Source organism: Streptomyces sp. NPDC031340, assembly GCF_055569945.1.
Map to the genome: position 1 here is coordinate 23,205 of NZ_JBVIIE010000006.1, position 17,426 is coordinate 40,630.

At 71.1% G+C, this 17,426-nt stretch carries 10 protein-coding genes and 2 pseudogenes; 11 read left to right on the forward strand and 1 reads right to left on the reverse strand.

What is annotated here, in order from left to right; translation table 11 throughout:
• Positions 1-16 precede the first annotated feature (16 nt).
• The gene (locus ACZ5GT_RS05820) at positions 17-370 is read left to right on the forward strand and encodes a hypothetical protein (protein ID WP_469014882.1); all 354 of its coding nucleotides are present in this window, start codon (positions 17-19) and stop codon (positions 368-370) included.
• Between the two features lie 562 nt (positions 371-932).
• On the opposite strand, the gene ACZ5GT_RS05825 is transcribed toward ACZ5GT_RS05820, so the two are convergent.
• Positions 933-1,979, reverse strand: coding sequence for a right-handed parallel beta-helix repeat-containing protein (locus ACZ5GT_RS05825; RefSeq protein WP_469014886.1), 1,047 nt, complete (start codon positions 1,977-1,979; stop codon positions 933-935).
• Positions 1,980-2,407: 428 nt separating this feature from the next.
• Between ACZ5GT_RS05825 and ACZ5GT_RS05830 the strand changes: the two are divergent.
• The 10 genes and pseudogenes from ACZ5GT_RS05830 to ACZ5GT_RS05875 form a co-directional block, all read left to right on the forward strand.
• A pseudogene (locus ACZ5GT_RS05830) lies at positions 2,408-4,405 on the forward strand (glycoside hydrolase family 2 TIM barrel-domain containing protein); the annotation flags it as partial.
• Between the two features lie 45 nt (positions 4,406-4,450).
• Positions 4,451-5,281 (forward strand): annotated as a pseudogene (locus ACZ5GT_RS05835) (beta-galactosidase small subunit); the annotation flags it as partial.
• 115 nt (positions 5,282-5,396) lie between these two features.
• On the forward strand, positions 5,397-6,452 hold the full coding sequence (locus tag ACZ5GT_RS05840; RefSeq protein WP_469014889.1) for a LacI family DNA-binding transcriptional regulator: 1,056 nt from the start codon (positions 5,397-5,399) through the stop codon (positions 6,450-6,452).
• 432 nt (positions 6,453-6,884) lie between these two features.
• Positions 6,885-8,204: an extracellular solute-binding protein gene (locus ACZ5GT_RS05845; protein WP_469014892.1), complete on the forward strand. Its 1,320-nt coding sequence runs from the start codon at positions 6,885-6,887 to the stop codon at positions 8,202-8,204.
• 55 nt (positions 8,205-8,259) lie between these two features.
• A complete protein-coding gene (locus tag ACZ5GT_RS05850) occupies positions 8,260-9,210 on the forward strand; it encodes a carbohydrate ABC transporter permease (RefSeq protein WP_469014894.1) in 951 nt (316 codons plus the stop codon).
• Entirely contained in the window at positions 9,207-10,112 is a 906-nt protein-coding gene (locus ACZ5GT_RS05855) for a carbohydrate ABC transporter permease (protein WP_469014896.1), read from the forward strand. The genes ACZ5GT_RS05850 and ACZ5GT_RS05855 overlap by 4 nt, the downstream gene beginning before the upstream one ends.
• Positions 10,113-10,124: 12 nt before the next feature.
• The gene (locus ACZ5GT_RS05860) at positions 10,125-10,805 is read left to right on the forward strand and encodes a DUF624 domain-containing protein (RefSeq protein ID WP_469014903.1); all 681 of its coding nucleotides are present in this window, start codon (positions 10,125-10,127) and stop codon (positions 10,803-10,805) included.
• On the forward strand, positions 10,802-13,159 hold the full coding sequence (locus tag ACZ5GT_RS05865; RefSeq protein WP_469014908.1) for a glycoside hydrolase family 95 protein: 2,358 nt from the start codon (positions 10,802-10,804) through the stop codon (positions 13,157-13,159). Before ACZ5GT_RS05860 ends, ACZ5GT_RS05865 begins: the two co-directional genes overlap by 4 nt.
• A gap of 257 nt (positions 13,160-13,416) precedes the next feature.
• Positions 13,417-14,445 carry a hydroxyacid dehydrogenase gene (locus ACZ5GT_RS05870; RefSeq protein ID WP_469014913.1) on the forward strand — a complete coding sequence of 343 codons (1,029 nt, stop codon included), beginning with the start codon at positions 13,417-13,419 and terminating at the stop codon, positions 14,443-14,445.
• Between the two features lie 39 nt (positions 14,446-14,484).
• The gene (locus ACZ5GT_RS05875; protein ID WP_469014917.1) at positions 14,485-17,331 is read left to right on the forward strand and encodes a hypothetical protein; all 2,847 of its coding nucleotides are present in this window, start codon (positions 14,485-14,487) and stop codon (positions 17,329-17,331) included.
• Positions 17,332-17,426 lie beyond the last annotated feature (95 nt).

The following is a 17,426-nucleotide window of genomic DNA, read 5'->3' on the forward strand; positions in this document are numbered from 1 at the left end:
GGAGAGCGAGAAGGCTATGGACAAGGGTGACGCAATCGTCGGGCAACTGGTGCAGGCCACCGAAGCGGCAAGGCTGGTCTGGCAGCCGCACGAGCTGGGAGGCTTCCGGACGGCGGCCGGTGACTTCACCTTCTCCGTCCAACAGGAGCGAGCCCACGAAGATGTCTACACCCTTGGCATCTCAAGTGGGAATCGGAGCGAGAGCATCAGCACACGGTCGAACACCGGCGATACGAGACCGACGCCCCTGACTGCCCAAGTCAACGATGACCTGAAACTGCTGTACGGGTTGGCGCGTAAGTCATCCAGCGGCCGATCTGCATTCTTCGACCGAGCACACCAAACCCTGCTCGACCTTCTGATGCACTAGCAGACGAATGCGGGGAGAGTCAAAGACCCTCCCCACCCTGCGACCGTGATCCACTGCGGCAGGCGGAACGCCGGCAACAGTGAGCGCGTTCCGCGTGCCGGCAGCTGCGGTACTGACGCCGAGGCATCACATTGTGACGCTCCATCAGAAAAGTCGGATCCGAGTTCCTCGCCGACCCGGAGACGTACCGACGGACGTGGACGGGTTGACGACGGCGCACTGGAATACGCGGTGGCTGAGCCTTCCGCCGCCGTCGGACGACGTGGATCACGCGAAAGGGGGAACGCCGTCGGCCGTGGGTACATTCGTCCGGTCAATCACCTGTGGGGATGGTCCCGCGCTCTTCCCACCCCGTGCGGCCCCGGCGTCGTGCCAGCGTGGTGGCCAATGGCCGGCTGACGGGTTGCTGTGGGGCTGTGGTGATGGGGACATTGGTCGAGTGCATCCTTCGGGAGGAGCAGCTCGGGGGCATAAGCCGATGACTCCAGCTCTCCCCGCGGCGGCGCGTCTCCGACCGCCGCCGCGTCAGCCCGGGCCCGGCTCCTGAACGCCGCCGGCCCGCTCAGGAGTTGTCGCTCACCGTGAACGACCCGTGGATGTCGTACTGAAGACCGCCGTTGCCGCTCGACGTGTTGTGGGTGACGCTACCGGTGCCGACGAGCGTGTGGACGCCGTCGGCGGTGTTGCCGCGCGTGGTGTTGCCGTCGATGACGAGGTTGTCGCCGGTCGCCATGATGCCGTCGCCGTCGTTGCCGTCGAACGTGTTGCCCGACAGGGTGACGTTCTGCGGCCGGTCCTGGATGTTCACCCCGTGGGCGGCGTTGCCGTCGAACTCGCTGTCCTCGATGGTGATGCCGGAAGCGGTGCCGGCCACGTGCAGACCGGTGCCGATGAGGGAATCGTCCATCGTGCAGTGGGTGATGAGCACATCGGTGACCCTGCGCAGATAGCTGTTGTGGAGCCAGTAGGCGATGCCGTTGTCGTGCAGGTCGTCGTGGTCCAGGGTCACCCCTTGGGCTCCCTTGATGTGGATGCCCATGGCCGTGTTCTCGATCTCGACGTTCCTGACGAGGATGTTCCGGTCGTCGTAGGTGAACGCCGCGAAGTAGACGCCGAGCGCGCCGGAGTAGGGGTTGTCCGCGTCGGGGTCGGTGGTGAGGGCGGAGGCGGGGATCCGGCCGTCGAGCCTCAGGTTCTCGACGATGACGTCGGTGCGCGGCTCCGGGCCGGTCAGTGTGATCAGGGGGTAGTCGTACACCGTGCTGGGTCCCCGCAGGACGGTGGCGGTGCCGCTGCCGTTGAGCGCGACGCCGGTCCGCAGTTCCAGGGACTGCCCGAGCGTCCAGGTGCCCGCCGCGAGGTTCACGCAGCCGCCGCCGGCGTCGGCGACCTGGTCGACGGCCGACTGGATGTCGCCGCCCGCAGGCACGGAGATCTGCAGGGCCGGATCCGGCTGGTCGCACCGGTCGGCGGCCGATGCGGGGGTGGCCCCGGCGAGGCCGAGCCCGTTCCCCGCCAGTGCGGCGAGCAGCAGGGCTACGGCGGTGGCGGTCGAGGCGGTGCGGACGGGTCGCCGGCGTCGTGACGGCCGGACGCGGGTCGCGAACATGGGGATCCTCTTCCTTGAGGGGAGACGAGAAGCGCACGAGGGGGGACCGCCTCGCACAGAGAGCGAGGGGAACGACTTGCGGAAGTGCCGGTAAGCCGGAGCACACGCCCGGACAGGCTCCGTCGCGGAGTCGGGCGGCGGGTTTCCGCGATGACGTCCGTTCCGTCAGACGAACGCACGCACCCGCCGGGGAAAGCGCTTGCCGAGAAGGTACACACCCGGCCTGGGCACAGCAATACCCGCGACGCTCCCCACCGCGACCCTCCGGGGAGCCCCTGCGATAGATCCGACCTATCAGCGATCGACACTCCGGACACCGCCCGCTCCAGAAAGCGTCCCCTGCCCAAGCCAGCACTTGAGCAGGGGATTCTCAGATCCACTTCCGACGGACTGGACAGACCGGCACTCCAGCTTGGTTAATTCATCCCATGCATACGAGCTACCACGCACGCTTCGAGCCCGGCCACGGCGCCCTGCCGCCCCGCGCGGACTTCCGCTCGGACGCCGCCCGCCTCGACCTCGGCGGGACGTGGCGGTTCCGGCTCTCGCCGAGCGTGCCGGACGACGAGACGTGCGCCCGGCCCGACCACGACGACTCCGCCTGGGACGAACTGCCGGTGCCCTCCATGTGGCAACTGCACGGCCACGGGCGTCCCGCCTACACCAACGAGACGTACCCCTTCCCCCTCGACCCGCCCCACGTACCCGACGACAACCCGACGGGCGACCACCGGCTGCGCTTCACCGTGCCCCGCGACTGGGCGGGCACCGGCGCGGTGCTGCGGTTCGACGGGATCGACTCCTGCGGGAAGGTCTGGCTCAACGGGCGCGAGCTCGGGGTCGTCCTCGGCAGCCGGCTGCCCTCCGAGTTCGACGTGACCGGCATCCTGCGGCCCGGCGCGGAGAACGTGCTGGCCGTCCGCGTCCACCAGTGGTCCGCGGGCAGTTACCTGGAGGACCAGGACCAGTGGTGGCTCTCGGGCATCTTCCGGGACGTCACGCTGATCGCCCGCCCCGCGTCGGGCGTCGGCGACTTCTTCGTCCACGCCGACTACGACCACCTGACCGGGCGGGGCACGCTCCGGGTCGACTGCCAGGACCCGGTCCGCGTCGACGTCCCCGCCCTGGGCCTGGCCGGCCTGGAGCCGAACCGTCTCCACGACGTCGGGGAGGTGCTGCCGTGGACTGCGGAGACGCCGCACCTCTACGAGGGGAGCGTCGCGTCGGACGGCGAGACGGTACCGGTGCGGATCGGCTTCCGGAGCGTGCGCGTCGAGGACGGACTGCTCACCGTCAACGGCCGCCGCATCCTGTTCCGCGGGGTCAACCGACATGAGTTCCATCCCGGGTCGGGCCGGACCGTGCCCCTCGACGTGGTCCGCGCCGAACTTGCCGAGATGAAACGGCACAACATCAACGCCATCCGCACCAGCCACTATCCCCCCGCCCCCGGCGTGCTGGACCTGTGCGACGAACTGGGCTTCTGGGTCGTGGACGAATGCGACATCGAGACACACGGCTTCTGGCAGCCCGACCGGGGCAGCTACGCCGACGACGCACCCGCCGCCGACGAACGCTGGGCCGCGGCGTTCCTCGACCGCATGAGCCGGATGGTGGAGCGGGACAAGAACCACCCGAGCGTCGTCATGTGGTCCCTCGGCAACGAGAGCGGATACGGACCCAACCACCGCCTGATCGCCGACTGGACCCGCGCCCGCGACCCGCACCGCCCGATCCACTACGAGGGCGACACGGAGTGCCGGGTCACGGACGTCTTCAGCAGGATGTACGCCTCGCCCGCGGAGGTCGACCTGATCGGGCGCCGGGCGGAGGAGGCCCTCGTCGACCCCGCACAGGACGCCCGCCGCCGGGCCATGCCGTTCGTGCTGTGCGAGTACGCCCACTCCATGGGCAACGGCCCCGGCGGGCTGCGCGCCTACCAGGACCTGTTCGAGCGCCATCCGCGCTGCCAGGGCGGCTTCGTGTGGGAGTGGATCGACCACGGCATCGCCCACCCCGAGTTCGGATACGCGTACGGGGGCGACTTCGGCGAGGAGGTGCACGACGGCACGTACTGCTGCGACGGCCTGGTGTTCCCCGACCGCACCCCCTCTCCCGGCCTGGCCGAACTGGCGAAGGTCTTCTCCCCGGTCACGCTCGCCGCGGCCGGCGAGCACGGGGTCCGGATCGCCAACCGCCACGACTTCCTCCCCTCGGACCTCCTGCGCTTCGACTGGACGCTGGAGGAAGAGGGCCGCCGGATCGCCGAGGGCCCGCTCGACGTGCCCCGCCTCGCCCCCGGCGAGGAGACCGTGGTCCCCTTGCCGGCCCTGCCCGCGACCGCCGAGGAGACGTGGCTGACGGTGTCCGCCCGGCTGGCCCGCGCCACCGCCTGGGCGCCGGCCGGCCACGAGGTGGGGTGGGGGCAGGTGCGGATACGACAGTCCGCCGGCCGGCCGGAGGGCCCGCGCCGCGGGGCGCCGCCCGTGGTGTCGGACACGATCCGGCTCGGCCCGGCGGTCTTCGACGCCCGGCGCGGCACCCTGCGTGAACTGGGCGACCTGACGGTCGGCGCCGCCCGGCTCGACGTCTGGCGCGCCCCCACCGACAACGACGCGACTCCCTACGGCGACGTCCGGCTGGCCGCGCGGTGGCGGGCCGCGGGCCTGCACCGCATGCACGAGCGGGTCCTGGACGTGCGCCCCGGCGACGACGACCTGCTGGTGCGCACCCGGACGGCCGCCGCGGGGCAGCGAGCCGGTCTGATCGCCGACTACCGGTGGAAGGCCGTCGACGGCGAGCTGGAGCTGGAGCTGCGCGTCGAACCGGACGGCGTCTTCGACGTGCCGCTCCCCCGCCTCGGACTGCGCCTGTCGCTGCCGGACGGGTTCGAGCGGGTGGAGTGGTACGGACGCGGGCCGGGTGAGGCCTACGCCGACTCCTGCGAGGCGGCGCGCATCGGGCTGTTCGCCCGGACGATCGAGGAGATGCAGACCCCCTACGTGCATCCCCAGGAGAACGGCAACCGGATGGACGTCCGCTGGTCCGCCCTGCGTGGGCCAGGCCTGGCACTGCGCGTCACGGGCCACCCCCGGTTCGACTTCTCGGTGCGCCGCTGGACGTCCGAGGCGCTGGACGAGGCCCGTCACCGTACCGATCTGACGCCGGACGGGGCTGTCCACCTGCACCTGGACGCCGGTCACACCGGCCTGGGCAGCGCCTCGGCCGGTCCCGCCGTGGCGCCCGCCTTCCAGCTCGCCGCCGCTCCCGCCCTGCTGCGGGTGTCGCTGCGGCCCAGGTGAGGAGACTTCGGCTCCCTTTCCCCCGTTTCGTTCCCCTGTCTCTATGAAACGCAGTGGTATACGGTTTCTCAGTCGAGCATCACACGGGCCCTCCGGCCCTGGGAGGGAGCCCACCGTGGGCAGGCAGAAGACGGCGGCGGACGAGGCGCGCATCACCATCCGGGACATCGCGGCCCGCGCCGGCGTGTCCGTGGCCACGGTGTCCAGGGTGCTGTCGAGCAGTCATCCCGTCTCCGACGACCTGCGGACCCGCGTCATGGACGTGGTGCGCGAACTGGACTACGTGCCCAACGCGCACGCGCGCTCACTGGCGGGCGCCGGCCCGAAGACCGTCGCCATCCTCATCGACGACATCACCGGGGCGGCGTTCGCCCACGTGGCCAGGGGGATCGAGGAGGAGGCGTCGGCAAGGGACTGGCTCTCCCTCGTCTGCGTCACCGGCGGCGATCCGGAGCGCGAACTCGCCCTGGTCCACCTGATGCGCCAGCAGGGCGCCGCCGCCGTGGTCCTGCTCGGCGGCACCTACGACCTCGCCGACTACCAGCTCAGGATGGCCCGGTTCGCCAAGTCGCTCGACAGCGCGGGCTCCCGGCTGATCCTGTGCGGCCGTCCTCCCCTCCAGGGCGACGTGCCGGCGACGACCATCGAGTACGACAACGCCAACGGCGCGTTCGCGATGACCAGCCACCTGTTGTCCATGGGCCACCGCCGCATCCTGGTCCTGCCAGGACCCGAGAACTTCACCACCGCCCTGGCCCGGCTCGAGGGCTACCGCAACGCGCTCGACGCCTACGGAGTGCCCTTCGACCCCGGTCTCGTGCGGCACGGCCCTTACGAGGACGCCGCCGCCCAGCGGATCGTGCAGGACGCCCTGCGGGAGAAGCTCGGCTTCACGGCCGTGTTCGCCGGTACCGATGTCGTGGCCACCGGAGTGATGGAGGGAGTGCGCGAGGCCGGGCTCGGCGTGCCCGACGACATCTCCGTCGTCGGCTTCGACGACATTCCGCTCGCCCGTCACCTCACCCCCGGGCTCACGACCGTCCACGTGCCCTATGAGGAGATGGGGCGGATGGCCGTGCGCCTGATGTCCTCGTCCCGCCGGGACAGCGACCACGTGGTGCTCGGCACCCATGTCGTGGTGCGGCGGTCCGTACGCCCGCTCGCCATCTGATCCGGCGAGATCACCGGTCGGTTCACCGACCCCCCTCACCCCCGAAAGGTCGGACCTCTTGCGAGTCCGACGTCGGGGTCTTTCGGCATACCCAACCCCTGAAGGGCGCCACGCCGACCCCTCTCACCAGGGATTTTCCGCATCGCCTGGGCACTTCCGGGCCCTTCCCGCAGCATGGGGCGCCATCCGGACATCCGATGGAAAACTTCAGGCATCCCACCTCTTGACGACCGACGTCCGTCCGGTGGACTCTACTGCCCAAGCCGAAACACACGCGTAACGCTTTACAGGAGCGATACACGAGCCGCCGTCCATGAGGTCCCGTCAGCCTCCTGGGCCTTCTCTCCTCTCCCCCACCAAGGTTTCATGGTCCCGATGTGCCCCGGATCCGGCCCCAGGCCGACTCCGGCCCAACGAGAAACTGGTTTCGACATGTTTTCAGGCAGACCGGCCGTCGCTTCCCGCCTCCCCCGGCCGCGCATCCTCGTCCGCCTCACCGCGGTAGCCCTGACCGGCACCGTTCTGGCCGCCTGCGGCACCGGGAACGACACCGCCTCCTCCGGCGCTGCCAAGGACGCCGACCCGGCGTCGGTCACCGGCACGCTGCGCGTGCTGACGCCGAGCTACGGCACCAGCACGGACGGCCAGGAGGCCCTCCAGAAGGTCATCGACACCTTCCACAAGACGTATCCCAAGGTGAAGGTCGAGGCGGACAACGCCACCTTCGACAACCTCAACCAGAAGATCTCCACCGCGCTGGCCGGCGGCCAGGGCTACGACGTGTACGTCACCGGCATCGGCTGGATCCCGCCGTTCGCCTCGAAGGGCCTGTACACGGACCTGTCGAAGTTCGGTTTCACCAAGGACAGCCTCAACACGGACTTCGACTCCTCGCTGTACAACGCCGTCCAGTACGGCGGCAAGATCTACGGAGTCCCGCTCATCGCCGCCCCGAAGGTCGTGGCCTACCGCAAGAGCATGTTCAAGAAGGCCGGCCTCGACCCGGAGAAGCCCCCGGCGAGCTGGGCGGAGCTGCGCTCGTACGCCAAGAAGCTGACCGAGCGCAGCGGCTCGGGCAAGCTGGAGCGGGCGGGCTTCGACTTCTGGTCCGGGCCCGGCGCGCTCACCCAGCCGTACGTCTCCTTCCTCGGTTCGCTCGGCGGCACGCAGTACTCCGCGGACGGCAAGCCCGCCTTCAACGACGCCAAGGGCGTCAAGGCGGCCCAGTTCGTCACCGACCTGATCAAGAAGGACAAGGTCACCGACTTCGGGTACGTCTCCAGCGACACGACCCCCATGGTCCTGAAGGGCAAGGCGGCCATGGGCTTCGCCGGCGGCTACATCGACTGCTCGGAGAAGACCGGCGTGGGCCAGGACGTCTGCGACGACCTCGGGTTCTTCAACATCACCGAGGACAGGCCCGCGCTGTTCACCGGCGGGCAGGTGGCCTCGGTGGCCGCCGGCTCCAAGCTGCAGGCGGCGTCGTACAAGTTCGTCCAGGCGCTGTCCTCGCTCCAGGCCGAGAGCGACATGGCGAAGCTCAACTTCGCCGTCCCCGCCCGCCAGGGCGCCACCGCCGACGACCCGGCCGGCCGGTTCGTGCTGCAGAACCTCAAGTACGCGGTCTTCCAGGGCGGCTCGACGGGCTACCTGGACACGCGGACCAAGTTCGGCCCCGCCCTCGACGAGATCGTCCTGGGCAAGAAGTCGGCCAAGTCGGCTCTCGACGCGCTGGCGCAGGACGAGCGGTGACATCCGCCCGGCCCTGCTGACCCCGCGCCACCGCTCTCGACAAGGACCCCCGGCCATGACGCTGCTCTCCTCCACCCGCAAGACCCCACGACCGCCGAAATCCCCCCCACCGGCCTCCGCACGGACCGAGGTCCGTCCCGGGGAACGTCGTCAGCGTCGGGCCGGCTGGGTCTTGTTCTCCCCCTACCTCGTGCACGTCGTCGTCTTCACCGCCGTCCCGATGGCGGTGGCCGTCGCCCTGAGCTTCACCGACTACGGCTTCCTCGGCGACACGCACTGGGTGGGCCTGGCCAACTACCAGGAACTGCTCGGCGACGAGCGGTTCCGGAAGGCCACGGTCAACACGATCCTCTACTCGATCGTGGCGGTCCCCGTGACGATGGCCGTGGCCCTGGGCATCGCCTTGGCCCTCAACCAGCGCGTCCGCTTCCAGCGCACCTACCGGGCCGCGTTCTACCTGCCCCAGGTCACCGCGACCGTCGCCGTGGCCCTGGTGTGGAAGTGGATCTACGACCCGAACGTCGGCATCGCCAACGCCGCGCTGGCCTTCTTCGGCGTCGGCGAGATCCACTGGCTGACCGATCCCGACTGGGCGCTCCCGGCCGTGATGCTCCTCGGCGTCTGGCAGGGACTGGGCGCGAAGATGATCATCTACTTGGCGGCCCTGCAGCAGGTGCCGCGCGAACTCCTCGAGGCGGCCCGGATGGACGGCGCCGGACGGTGGCAGACCTTCCGGCACGTCACCTGGCCGATGCTGGGCCCGGCCACCTTCTTCGTCCTGATCACCTCCGTCGTCAGCGCCTTCCAGGTCTTCGACCAGGTGTACGTGATGACACCGACCGGCGGTCCGCTGCAGAGCACCAACGTCCTCACGTTCGACATCTACCTCAACGCCTTCGACGGGCTGCGCTTCGGCTACGCGAGCGCCGAGTCCGTGATGCTCTTCCTCCTGATCGGCGTGGTGACGCTGCTCAGTCTGCGGATGCGAAAGGCCCACGACGCATGACCACCACGACCGTGCCGGCCGCCGCGCCGGCCTCCCGGCCCCGCCGCCTTCCCGCACCCGGCCGGATCCTGCTCCACCTCTTCCTGGCCGTCGGGTCACTGGTGATGATCACCCCGTTCGTCTGGATGATCCTGAGCTCGCTGAAGACCCGCAAGGAGCTCGCCGAGTTCGGCTGGCTGCCCGAGGCTCCCCAGTGGCACAACTACAGCGACGCGATGAGCGTGGCGCCCTTCGGCCGCTACTTCTTCAACAGCTTCGTCATCGCGACCGGCCAGACCGTCCTGACCCTGCTCTTCGCCACCGCCGCCGGCTACGCGCTGGCCCGCGTCCCCATGCGCGGACGGGGAGCGCTGTTCACCTTCACCCTCGCCATGCTCATGGTGCCGGGCTACGTGACGCTGATCCCCCAGTTCGTCATCGTGAAGTCCATGCCGCTGTTCGGTGGCAACGACATCCTCGGCCAGGGCGGCACCGGCTGGCTGGACACCTGGTGGGCGCTGCTCGTGCCGGGGGCCGTCGCGCCGTTCTACGTCTTCCTGGCCCGCCAGTTCTACCTGGGACTGCCCAATGAGCTGGCGGAGGCGGCGCGCCTGGACGGACTGTCCGAGTACGGCATCTTCGCCCGCATCCTGACCCCGCTGATCAAGCCGGCGCTGGCCACCATCGCCGTCTTCCAGTTCCAGGCCGCCTGGAACAACTTCCTGTGGCCGCTCCTGGTGACCAAGGACGACCGCATGCGCCCCATCCAGCTCGGACTCGCCGTCTTCTCGCAGGACCTCAACGTCCAGTGGGCCTATCTCATGGCCGGGGCGACGCTCGCCGCGCTGCCGATGGTGCTGCTGTTCCTCTGCGCGCAGCGGTACTTCATCGAGGGCATCGCCTCCGCCGGGCTCAAGGGCTGAGGGGAGCACGCCATGGCCCACACCGTCGCCGAGACACGTGCCGGTTCCCGCGGCGGGATCGCGGTGCCCCGCTGGATGGTCTTCACCGGCAACCTGGCCGTGCTGAACCTGTGCTGGCTGGTGGCCGCGCTGCCGCTGGTGACCGCGCTGCCCGCCGCGGTGGCGATGCAGCGGGTCATGCACCGCTGGCTGGAGGAGGACGAGACACGGCTCGCCGCGGCGTTCGCCGCGGAGTTCCGTACGACGCTGCGCGGCTGGCTGCCGCTGGGAGCGGGCGTGCTGCTGCTCACCGGATGCGGGTGGTTCGCCCTGTCCTTCTGGCTCGCGGTCTCCCGCCCGGTCCTCGCCGTCCCCGCCCTCGCCGTGGTGGTGACGCTGCTGCTCCTGGGCGCCGCCTCGCTCGCCGCGCTCCTGGAGGCCGCCGGGATCCACCCGCGGTCCCGCCCGCGCGAGCTGTCCGGCCCGGTCCTCGCCGTTCTGGTGGGTGCCCCCGGGCGCGTCGCCGGCGTCCTCGTGCTCGGCGCGACCTGGCTCGCCCTGGTCACCGCGCTGCCCGGCCTCGGAATCGGCTTCGGGGCCAGTCTGCCCGCGTTCCTCGCACACCGGCGGCTGCATGCGGCGGCGACACACCCACGGGGGCGGTCGGCGGGCACCCCGCTCCCCCCTTCCCACGCACACCTGGACTCCGTGTGAACCCCTCTCCCGCATCCCCGTCCGCCGGCGCGGGCGCAGTCGAGCCCGATGTCCTGCTCCGGTACCGGCGGCCCGCGCGTGAATGGCTGGAGGCCCTGCCGGTGGGCAACGGCAGGCTGGGCGCGATGGTCTTCGGCGGAACCGACGACGAGGTGCTCCAGCTCAACGAGGACACCCTGTGGTCCGGGGGCCCGCACGACTACGCCAACCCCGCGTCCCGCGACGCCCTGCCCCGCATCCGCGACCTGGTGTTCCGGGAGGAGTGGACGCGGGCGCAGCGGCTGATCGACGCCGAGTTCATGGGCCGTCCCGCGCAGCAGGCGTCGTACCAGCCGGTCGGCTCCCTCCGGCTCGCGTTCCCCGTGGACCCGGCGTCGGGCGGGGTGTCCGACTACCGCCGCACGCTGGACCTCGACGAGGCGGTCACGGCGGTCCGGTTCACCCGCGACGGGGTGCGTCATCAGCGCGAGGTGTTCGTCTCCCCGGCCGACCAGGTCGTCGTCGTGCGGGTGTCCGCGGACGTGCCCGGCCGTACGGCCTTCACGGTGTCGTTCGCCTCGCCGCAGGAGACGTCGGTCTCCTGCCCCGACCCGATGACCCTGGCCCTGGACGGCGTCGGCGGCGACGGGCCGGGGGGAACCGGCACGGTCCGCTTCCGGGCCCTGTGCCGGGTCCTGGCGGAAGGCCGGGCGGAGGTCCGCCGCGAGGGGGACGCGCTGCGGATCGCGGACGCGGACTCCGTGACGCTGCTGGTGGCCGTCGAGACAAGCCACCGCGGCCGGCAGGACACGAACGGGGATCCGCACGCCGAGGCGTCCCGGGTGCTGGAGGCCGCCGCCGCCCTCCCCTACCCGACGCTCAGGGCCCGGCATGTGCGCGAGCACCGCGCCCTGTTCCGCCGCAGCACGCTGGCGGTGCCCGCCGGCCCCGCCTCGGATCTTGCCACCGACGAACGGGTCCGGCGCTTCGCCTCCGGCGACGACCCCCGCCTGGTCTCCCTGTACTACAACTACGGCCGCTACCTGCTGATCTCCTGCTCCCGGCCGGGCACCCAGCCCGCGAACCTCCAGGGGCTGTGGAACGACCTGATGGCGCCGCCCTGGGGCTCGAAGTACACCCTCAACATCAACACGCAGATGAACTACTGGCCCGCCGGGCCGGCCAACCTCGTCGAGTGCTGGGACCCCCTGTTCGACCTGCTGCGGGAACTCGCCGAGTCGGGCCGCCGCACCGCTCGCGCGATGTACGGGGCGCGCGGCTGGGTCGCCCACCACAACACCGACCTGTGGCGGGGGACGGCCCCCGTGGACGGCGCCTTCTGGGGCATGTGGCCCACCGGCGGCGCCTGGCTGAGCACGGCCGTCTGGGACCGCTACCGCTTCACCGGCGACGCCACCCACCTGGCCCGGCACTACACGGTGCTGGAAGGGGCGGTCGAGTTCTTCCTGGACACCCTGGTGGCGGATCCGGCCACCGGACGGCTGGTCACCTGCCCGTCCGTCTCCCCGGAGAACGCCCACCACCATACGGCCGGCGCCAGCGTCTGCGCCGGGCCGGCCATGGACCAGCAGCTCCTGCGCGACCTCTTCGAGGCGTACCTGTCGGCCACCGACGTCCTCGGCGCCGGCCCCGGCCTCCGGGAGGAGGTGCTGGACGCCCTGCACCGGCTCGCCCCCGGCACGCGGACCGGCGCCCGAGGACAACTGCGGGAGTGGCAGCGGGACTGGGACGACACCGCGGAACCCGGCCACCGTCACCTCTCCCACCTGTACGCCCTCCACCCCGGCGCCCGCATCACCCCGCGGGGCACCCCGGACCTGGCCGAGGCGGCCCGGCGGGTGCTGGAGGACCGCGGGGACGAGGCGACCGGCTGGTCGACGGCCTGGAAGATCAACCTGTGGGCGCGTCTGGGGGACGGCGACCGGGCCCACCGCCTGCTCGCCCGGCTGCTGACCCCGGGGCACACCGCCCCCAACCTCTTCGACCTGCACCCGCCGTTCCAGATCGACGGCAACTTCGGGGCCACCGCCGGCATCACCGAACTGCTGCTGCACAGCCACGCCGACGAGCTGCACCTGCTGCCCGCCCTGCCCGCGGCGCTGCCCGACGGCGACGTGCACGGGCTGCGGGCGCGCGGCGGGGTCGAGCTGGACCTCTGCTGGCGGGCCGGCCGGCTCACCGAGGCGCGTCTGCGCAGCCTCCTGGGCGGCACGGTGACCGTGCGGCACGCCGGACCGCTGGTCGTCCGCGGCTCCGAGGACGACCCGGCGGTGGACCGTCCGGAACCGGACCTCACCGTCCTGCACACACGTCCCGGGGCCGCCTACCGCCTCAGCCCGGCACGGAACCCGTAACCGCCGCGCCGCCAACCGCCTCAGCCCGGCACGGAACCCGTAGCCGTCGCACCGCCTACCGCCTCAGCCCGGCACGGAGACCGTAGCCGTCGCACCGCCAACCGCCTCAGCCCGGCACGGCACGGCACGGCACGGAGACCGTAGCCGTCGCGCTGTCCGCCGCCCCGCCCATCACCCTCGTCCGCCCCTGTGAGCCGTCGTGCCGCGTCCCGTCCACATCGGCGCGCCATGCCGTGTTCCGCGAACCGGAGGAATTCATGCGCTCCCCCCGCGCTCCCCGTCTGCCCGTCGTGGCCCTCGCCATGGCCGCGGACCTGCCGCCCCGTCTGTTCGGCCCCGATCTGGCGGCCGCTTTCACCGGGCTCGCGGCCGAGCCGCCCGCCCGGCACCCGGTCACCGACTTCCGGGCGCCCGGTGTCGGCCGCCTGCTGCATGACGTCGAAGTGCTGGTCACCGGCTGGGAGTGTCCGCCACTCGGCCGCGAGGAACTGGCTCTGCTGCCCTCGCTGCGGGCGGTCGTCCACGCCGCCGGGACCGTGAAACCGATCGTGCACGAAGCCTGGTGGGACCGCGGACTGCGGGTGTCGTCGGCCGCGGCGGCCAACGCCCTGCCGGTGGCCGAGTTCACCGTGGCCACCGTTCTACTGGCAGGCAAGCAGGTGGGCGTCGCGCAGCGGCACTACCGGCGCCGGCGCGCCTTCATCAACACCAGGGAGAGCTACCCCGATTCGGGCAACTACGGCCGCACCGTGGGACTGCTCGGCGCGTCCGCCATCGGACGCCGGGTCGCGGAGCTGCTGCGCCCCTTCGACCTGGAGATCCTCATCAGCGACCCCTATCTGGACGAGGCGGGGGCCCGTGCGCTGGGCGGGCGCAAGGCGGACTTCGACGAACTGCTGCGCCGCAGCGACGTGGTCAGCCTGCACGCGCCGGTCACCGCCGAGACCGTCGGCATCCTCGACCGCCGTCGCCTCGCCCTGATGCGGGACGGAGCCACCCTCATCAACACGGCGCGCGGCGTCCTCGTCGACCACGAGGCGCTCACCGAGGAACTCGTCGCGGGGCGGCTGCACGCCGTGCTGGACACCACCGAGCCCGAGCCGCTGCCGCCCTCCTCACCGCTGTTCGACCTGCCCAACGTCCTGCTCACCCCGCACATCGCCGGATCCGTCGGCAACGAGATACGGCGGCTCGGCGACACCGCCCTGGCCGAACTGGGCCGTTACGCCCGTGGTGAGCGGTTCGCCCATCCGGTGTCCCCCGACACCCTCCCCATCAGCGCCTGACCACGAGCCGCAACGACCAGGAACACGAAGGGACATCTCGTGTCGCAGAACATCGCACGCCGCAGACTGCTGCTCCTCGCCGCGGGCGGCGGCCTCGCCCTCGGTCTGCCCCCGCTGACCGGTACCGCCCGGGCGGCGACGGAGGCGCTCGCGGAGGCGTCCGCCGGGGCCGGCCTCACCCACCCGTGGATCTACACCGACGCCTCCGAGAAGGAGGCGCTGATCGCCAAGGTCACCGGCAGTGACTGGGCGAAGTCGTCGTACGAGCAGATCAAGGCGGTCATCGAGCCGCTCGCCGACCGGCACCGGACCGATCCGGAGTGGATCCTGTCCCGGATGTCCATGTACTGGAAGGAAGGGCAGCGCTACACCCAGGTCTACGTCAAGAAGCAGAACTTCGACTACGGCGAGGGCGACGCGCCGGTGCCGACGCTGCGCTTCGACGCGACCCGCGGCTGGAACTCCAACAAGAACGCGCCCCTCGCGCAGCGTCTCGCGTACAGCGAGGACGGATCGATGGTCAACCAGGACGGCGTCACCGTCCCGTACGCCCAGACCGGTCACATGATCCGCCTCAACAACCAGGAACTCCTCGACCTGGCCCAGCGTTCGGCCTTCCTGCACTGGATCACCGGCGAGGAGAAGTACGCCGCTTTCGCCTCCGACATCTACTGGCAGTGGCTGATGGGCGTGTACTACATGAAGCCCATGCTCGACCCCGCCAAGTCCCTTGGCGGGCCGGGCGGTTACGAGCCGGGCGGCATCTGCGGCTACTACGACTACGAGGTCATCCACGACCCGATGGGCGGCCAGGCCGCGGTGGTCTACGACTTCCTGTACGACTATCTCGACGCCCACCCCCACCCGCACGCCGTCGAGATCGGCAAGGGCCTCAAGGAACTGTCGGCCGAGGTCTTCAAGCGCTTCATCGACATCGGCCTGGTCCGCGGCGGCGCGACCGGCAACTGGAACATCAACGGTTTCGCCTGCATCCTGCCGGCGATCCTCGCCCTGGACCCGGACGACAGTTACGCCGACGGCAAGGGACGCGAGCACTACCTCGCGTCCTACACGACCACCACGACCCAGTACCACACGGCGCTGCCCGACATACTGAAGGAGTACGACAAGGTCACCGGCCTGTGGCACGAGTCGCCCCTGTACTCGTTCGGCACGGTCGGCTCCCTGCTGGACTTCGCGGTGCCGGTCGGGCGGCAGGGCACGGACACCATCGCGGGCAACGACATCCTCCGGCGCGCGGCCCTGGCGATCGGACCCTGGCTGGACGCCCGGGGCAACATGGTCGTCTTCGGCGACGGCCGCGGTGGGTCGCCCGGGTACACGGCGTTCGAGCGGCTGCTGACCTACTACACCGGGACTGGGGACAGCGCGCACGCCGCCCAGGTCGCGGAGGTGATCGGCAACGCCGTCGCGGCCGGCCAGTACAGCCGCGGCGCCCTGGGCCTGCTCGACATCCTCGTCGACGTCGACCTGCCGGCCGCCGGGGCGACGACGTCGCAGGTGCGCACCGCCTACTCCCCGCACCACCGCCACATCACGATGAAGAACAGGAACGACGTGGCGACCGGTCTGATGGCGACCGTGTACGGCGGCTACAACGGCGACGACCACCTCAACCCCAACGGCCTCGCGATGCAGTTGTACGGTCAGGGCTGGGCGCTGTCGCCGAACTGCAAGTCCTACGAGTCGTACACGAGCGCTGACTACATCTACAGCAAGGGTCCCGCCGGCGCGAACACCATCGTCCCCGGCTACGCCTACGGCCCGATCACGGTGAACGCCATGGAACCGGCGCCGCCCGCGGACTCCTTCACCAACACGACGCAGATATCGGCCTACGCCCAGTTCACCGACGTGTCGGCGGCCGAGAAGCGCCGCCTGGTCGCCATCATCAGGACCTCGGACACCACCGGCTACTACGTCGACGTCTTCCGTTCCGACCAGGCCGACAACGACTACATCCACCACAACCTCGGTCACCGCCTGGTCCTGGCGGACGCCGACGGCCAACCGCTGGACCTGACCGCGGCCGGCGACCTGGGCACCACGGCCAACGCCGCCTACAAGTACTTCACGAACCCGGTCAGCGCCCTCCACGACGGCGACCTGCGGGCGACCTGGACCGTCGACGCCTCGACCGCCAACCCCCGTATCGACATGCGCATGTGGATGCTGGGCCAGGAAGGACGCACGGTGTTCCGGGTCGACGGCCCCGGCACCACCCTCAACACCAACGTCACGCCCGGCGCCGTCAACCAGGCGCCGCAGACCACCCCGACGCTGATCGTCCGGCAGCAGGGCAACAACGCGGCGACGGCGCCCTTCGTGTCCGTCTTCGAACCCGCCGCGGGCGGCACCGGGTCGGTCACGGAGGTCACCCGGCTGGACGGGGACGGCACGTTCGCGGCGCTGCGGGTCCGCAGCGACGGACCCGGCGAGTTGCGGGGCCGTGTCGAGTACATCCTCAGCTCGGCCGACGGCGAGGCCCACTCCCCGCGCCGGGACCTCGACTTCACCGGCACCTTCGGTGTGGTCAGCGCCAACAACGGCCGGCTCGGGTACCTCTATCTCGGCAGCGGCCGGGATCTGCGCCACCGCGACCACCGCATCACCGCCGACGGCGACACGGACGTGGCCGCCGGCCTGGTCAGGTCCCGGGACGACGTGCGGTATTCGGCGAGCGCGTGGGTGCGCGTCACCCTTCCCTGCGACGGGCCCGCGCACCGGGCCCGGATCGCCTACGAGACGGAGGACGGCTTCGTCTTCGCCGAGACGACAGCCGACCCGGCGGCCGGAACCGTCACCGGACTCCTCCCGGCCGGATACGACGTGCGGATCAAGGTCGTCACCCCGAACCGGACCTGACCGGCCGTCCGGCCCCGGGGGGGGGGGGGGGGGGGGGGGGGGGGGGGGGGGGGGTGGGGGGGGGCGGGGGGGGGGGGGGGGGGGGGAGTGGGAGA

What these genes read in the sequence shown, in the direction of transcription:
- ACZ5GT_RS05870 (WP_469014913.1), top strand. Translation starts at nt 13,417, where the DNA reads ATGCGCTCCCCCCGCGCTCCCCGTCTGCCCGTCGTGGCCCTCGCCATG.
- ACZ5GT_RS05850 (WP_469014894.1), top strand. Translation starts at nt 8,260, where the DNA reads ATGACGCTGCTCTCCTCCACCCGCAAGACCCCACGACCGCCGAAATCC.
- ACZ5GT_RS05825 (WP_469014886.1), bottom strand. Translation starts at nt 1,979, where the DNA reads ATGTTCGCGACCCGCGTCCGGCCGTCACGACGCCGGCGACCCGTCCGC.
- ACZ5GT_RS05860 (WP_469014903.1), top strand. Translation starts at nt 10,125, where the DNA reads ATGGCCCACACCGTCGCCGAGACACGTGCCGGTTCCCGCGGCGGGATC.
- ACZ5GT_RS05820 (WP_469014882.1), top strand. Translation starts at nt 17, where the DNA reads ATGGACAAGGGTGACGCAATCGTCGGGCAACTGGTGCAGGCCACCGAA.
- ACZ5GT_RS05855 (WP_469014896.1), top strand. Translation starts at nt 9,207, where the DNA reads ATGACCACCACGACCGTGCCGGCCGCCGCGCCGGCCTCCCGGCCCCGC.
- ACZ5GT_RS05845 (WP_469014892.1), top strand. Translation starts at nt 6,885, where the DNA reads ATGTTTTCAGGCAGACCGGCCGTCGCTTCCCGCCTCCCCCGGCCGCGC.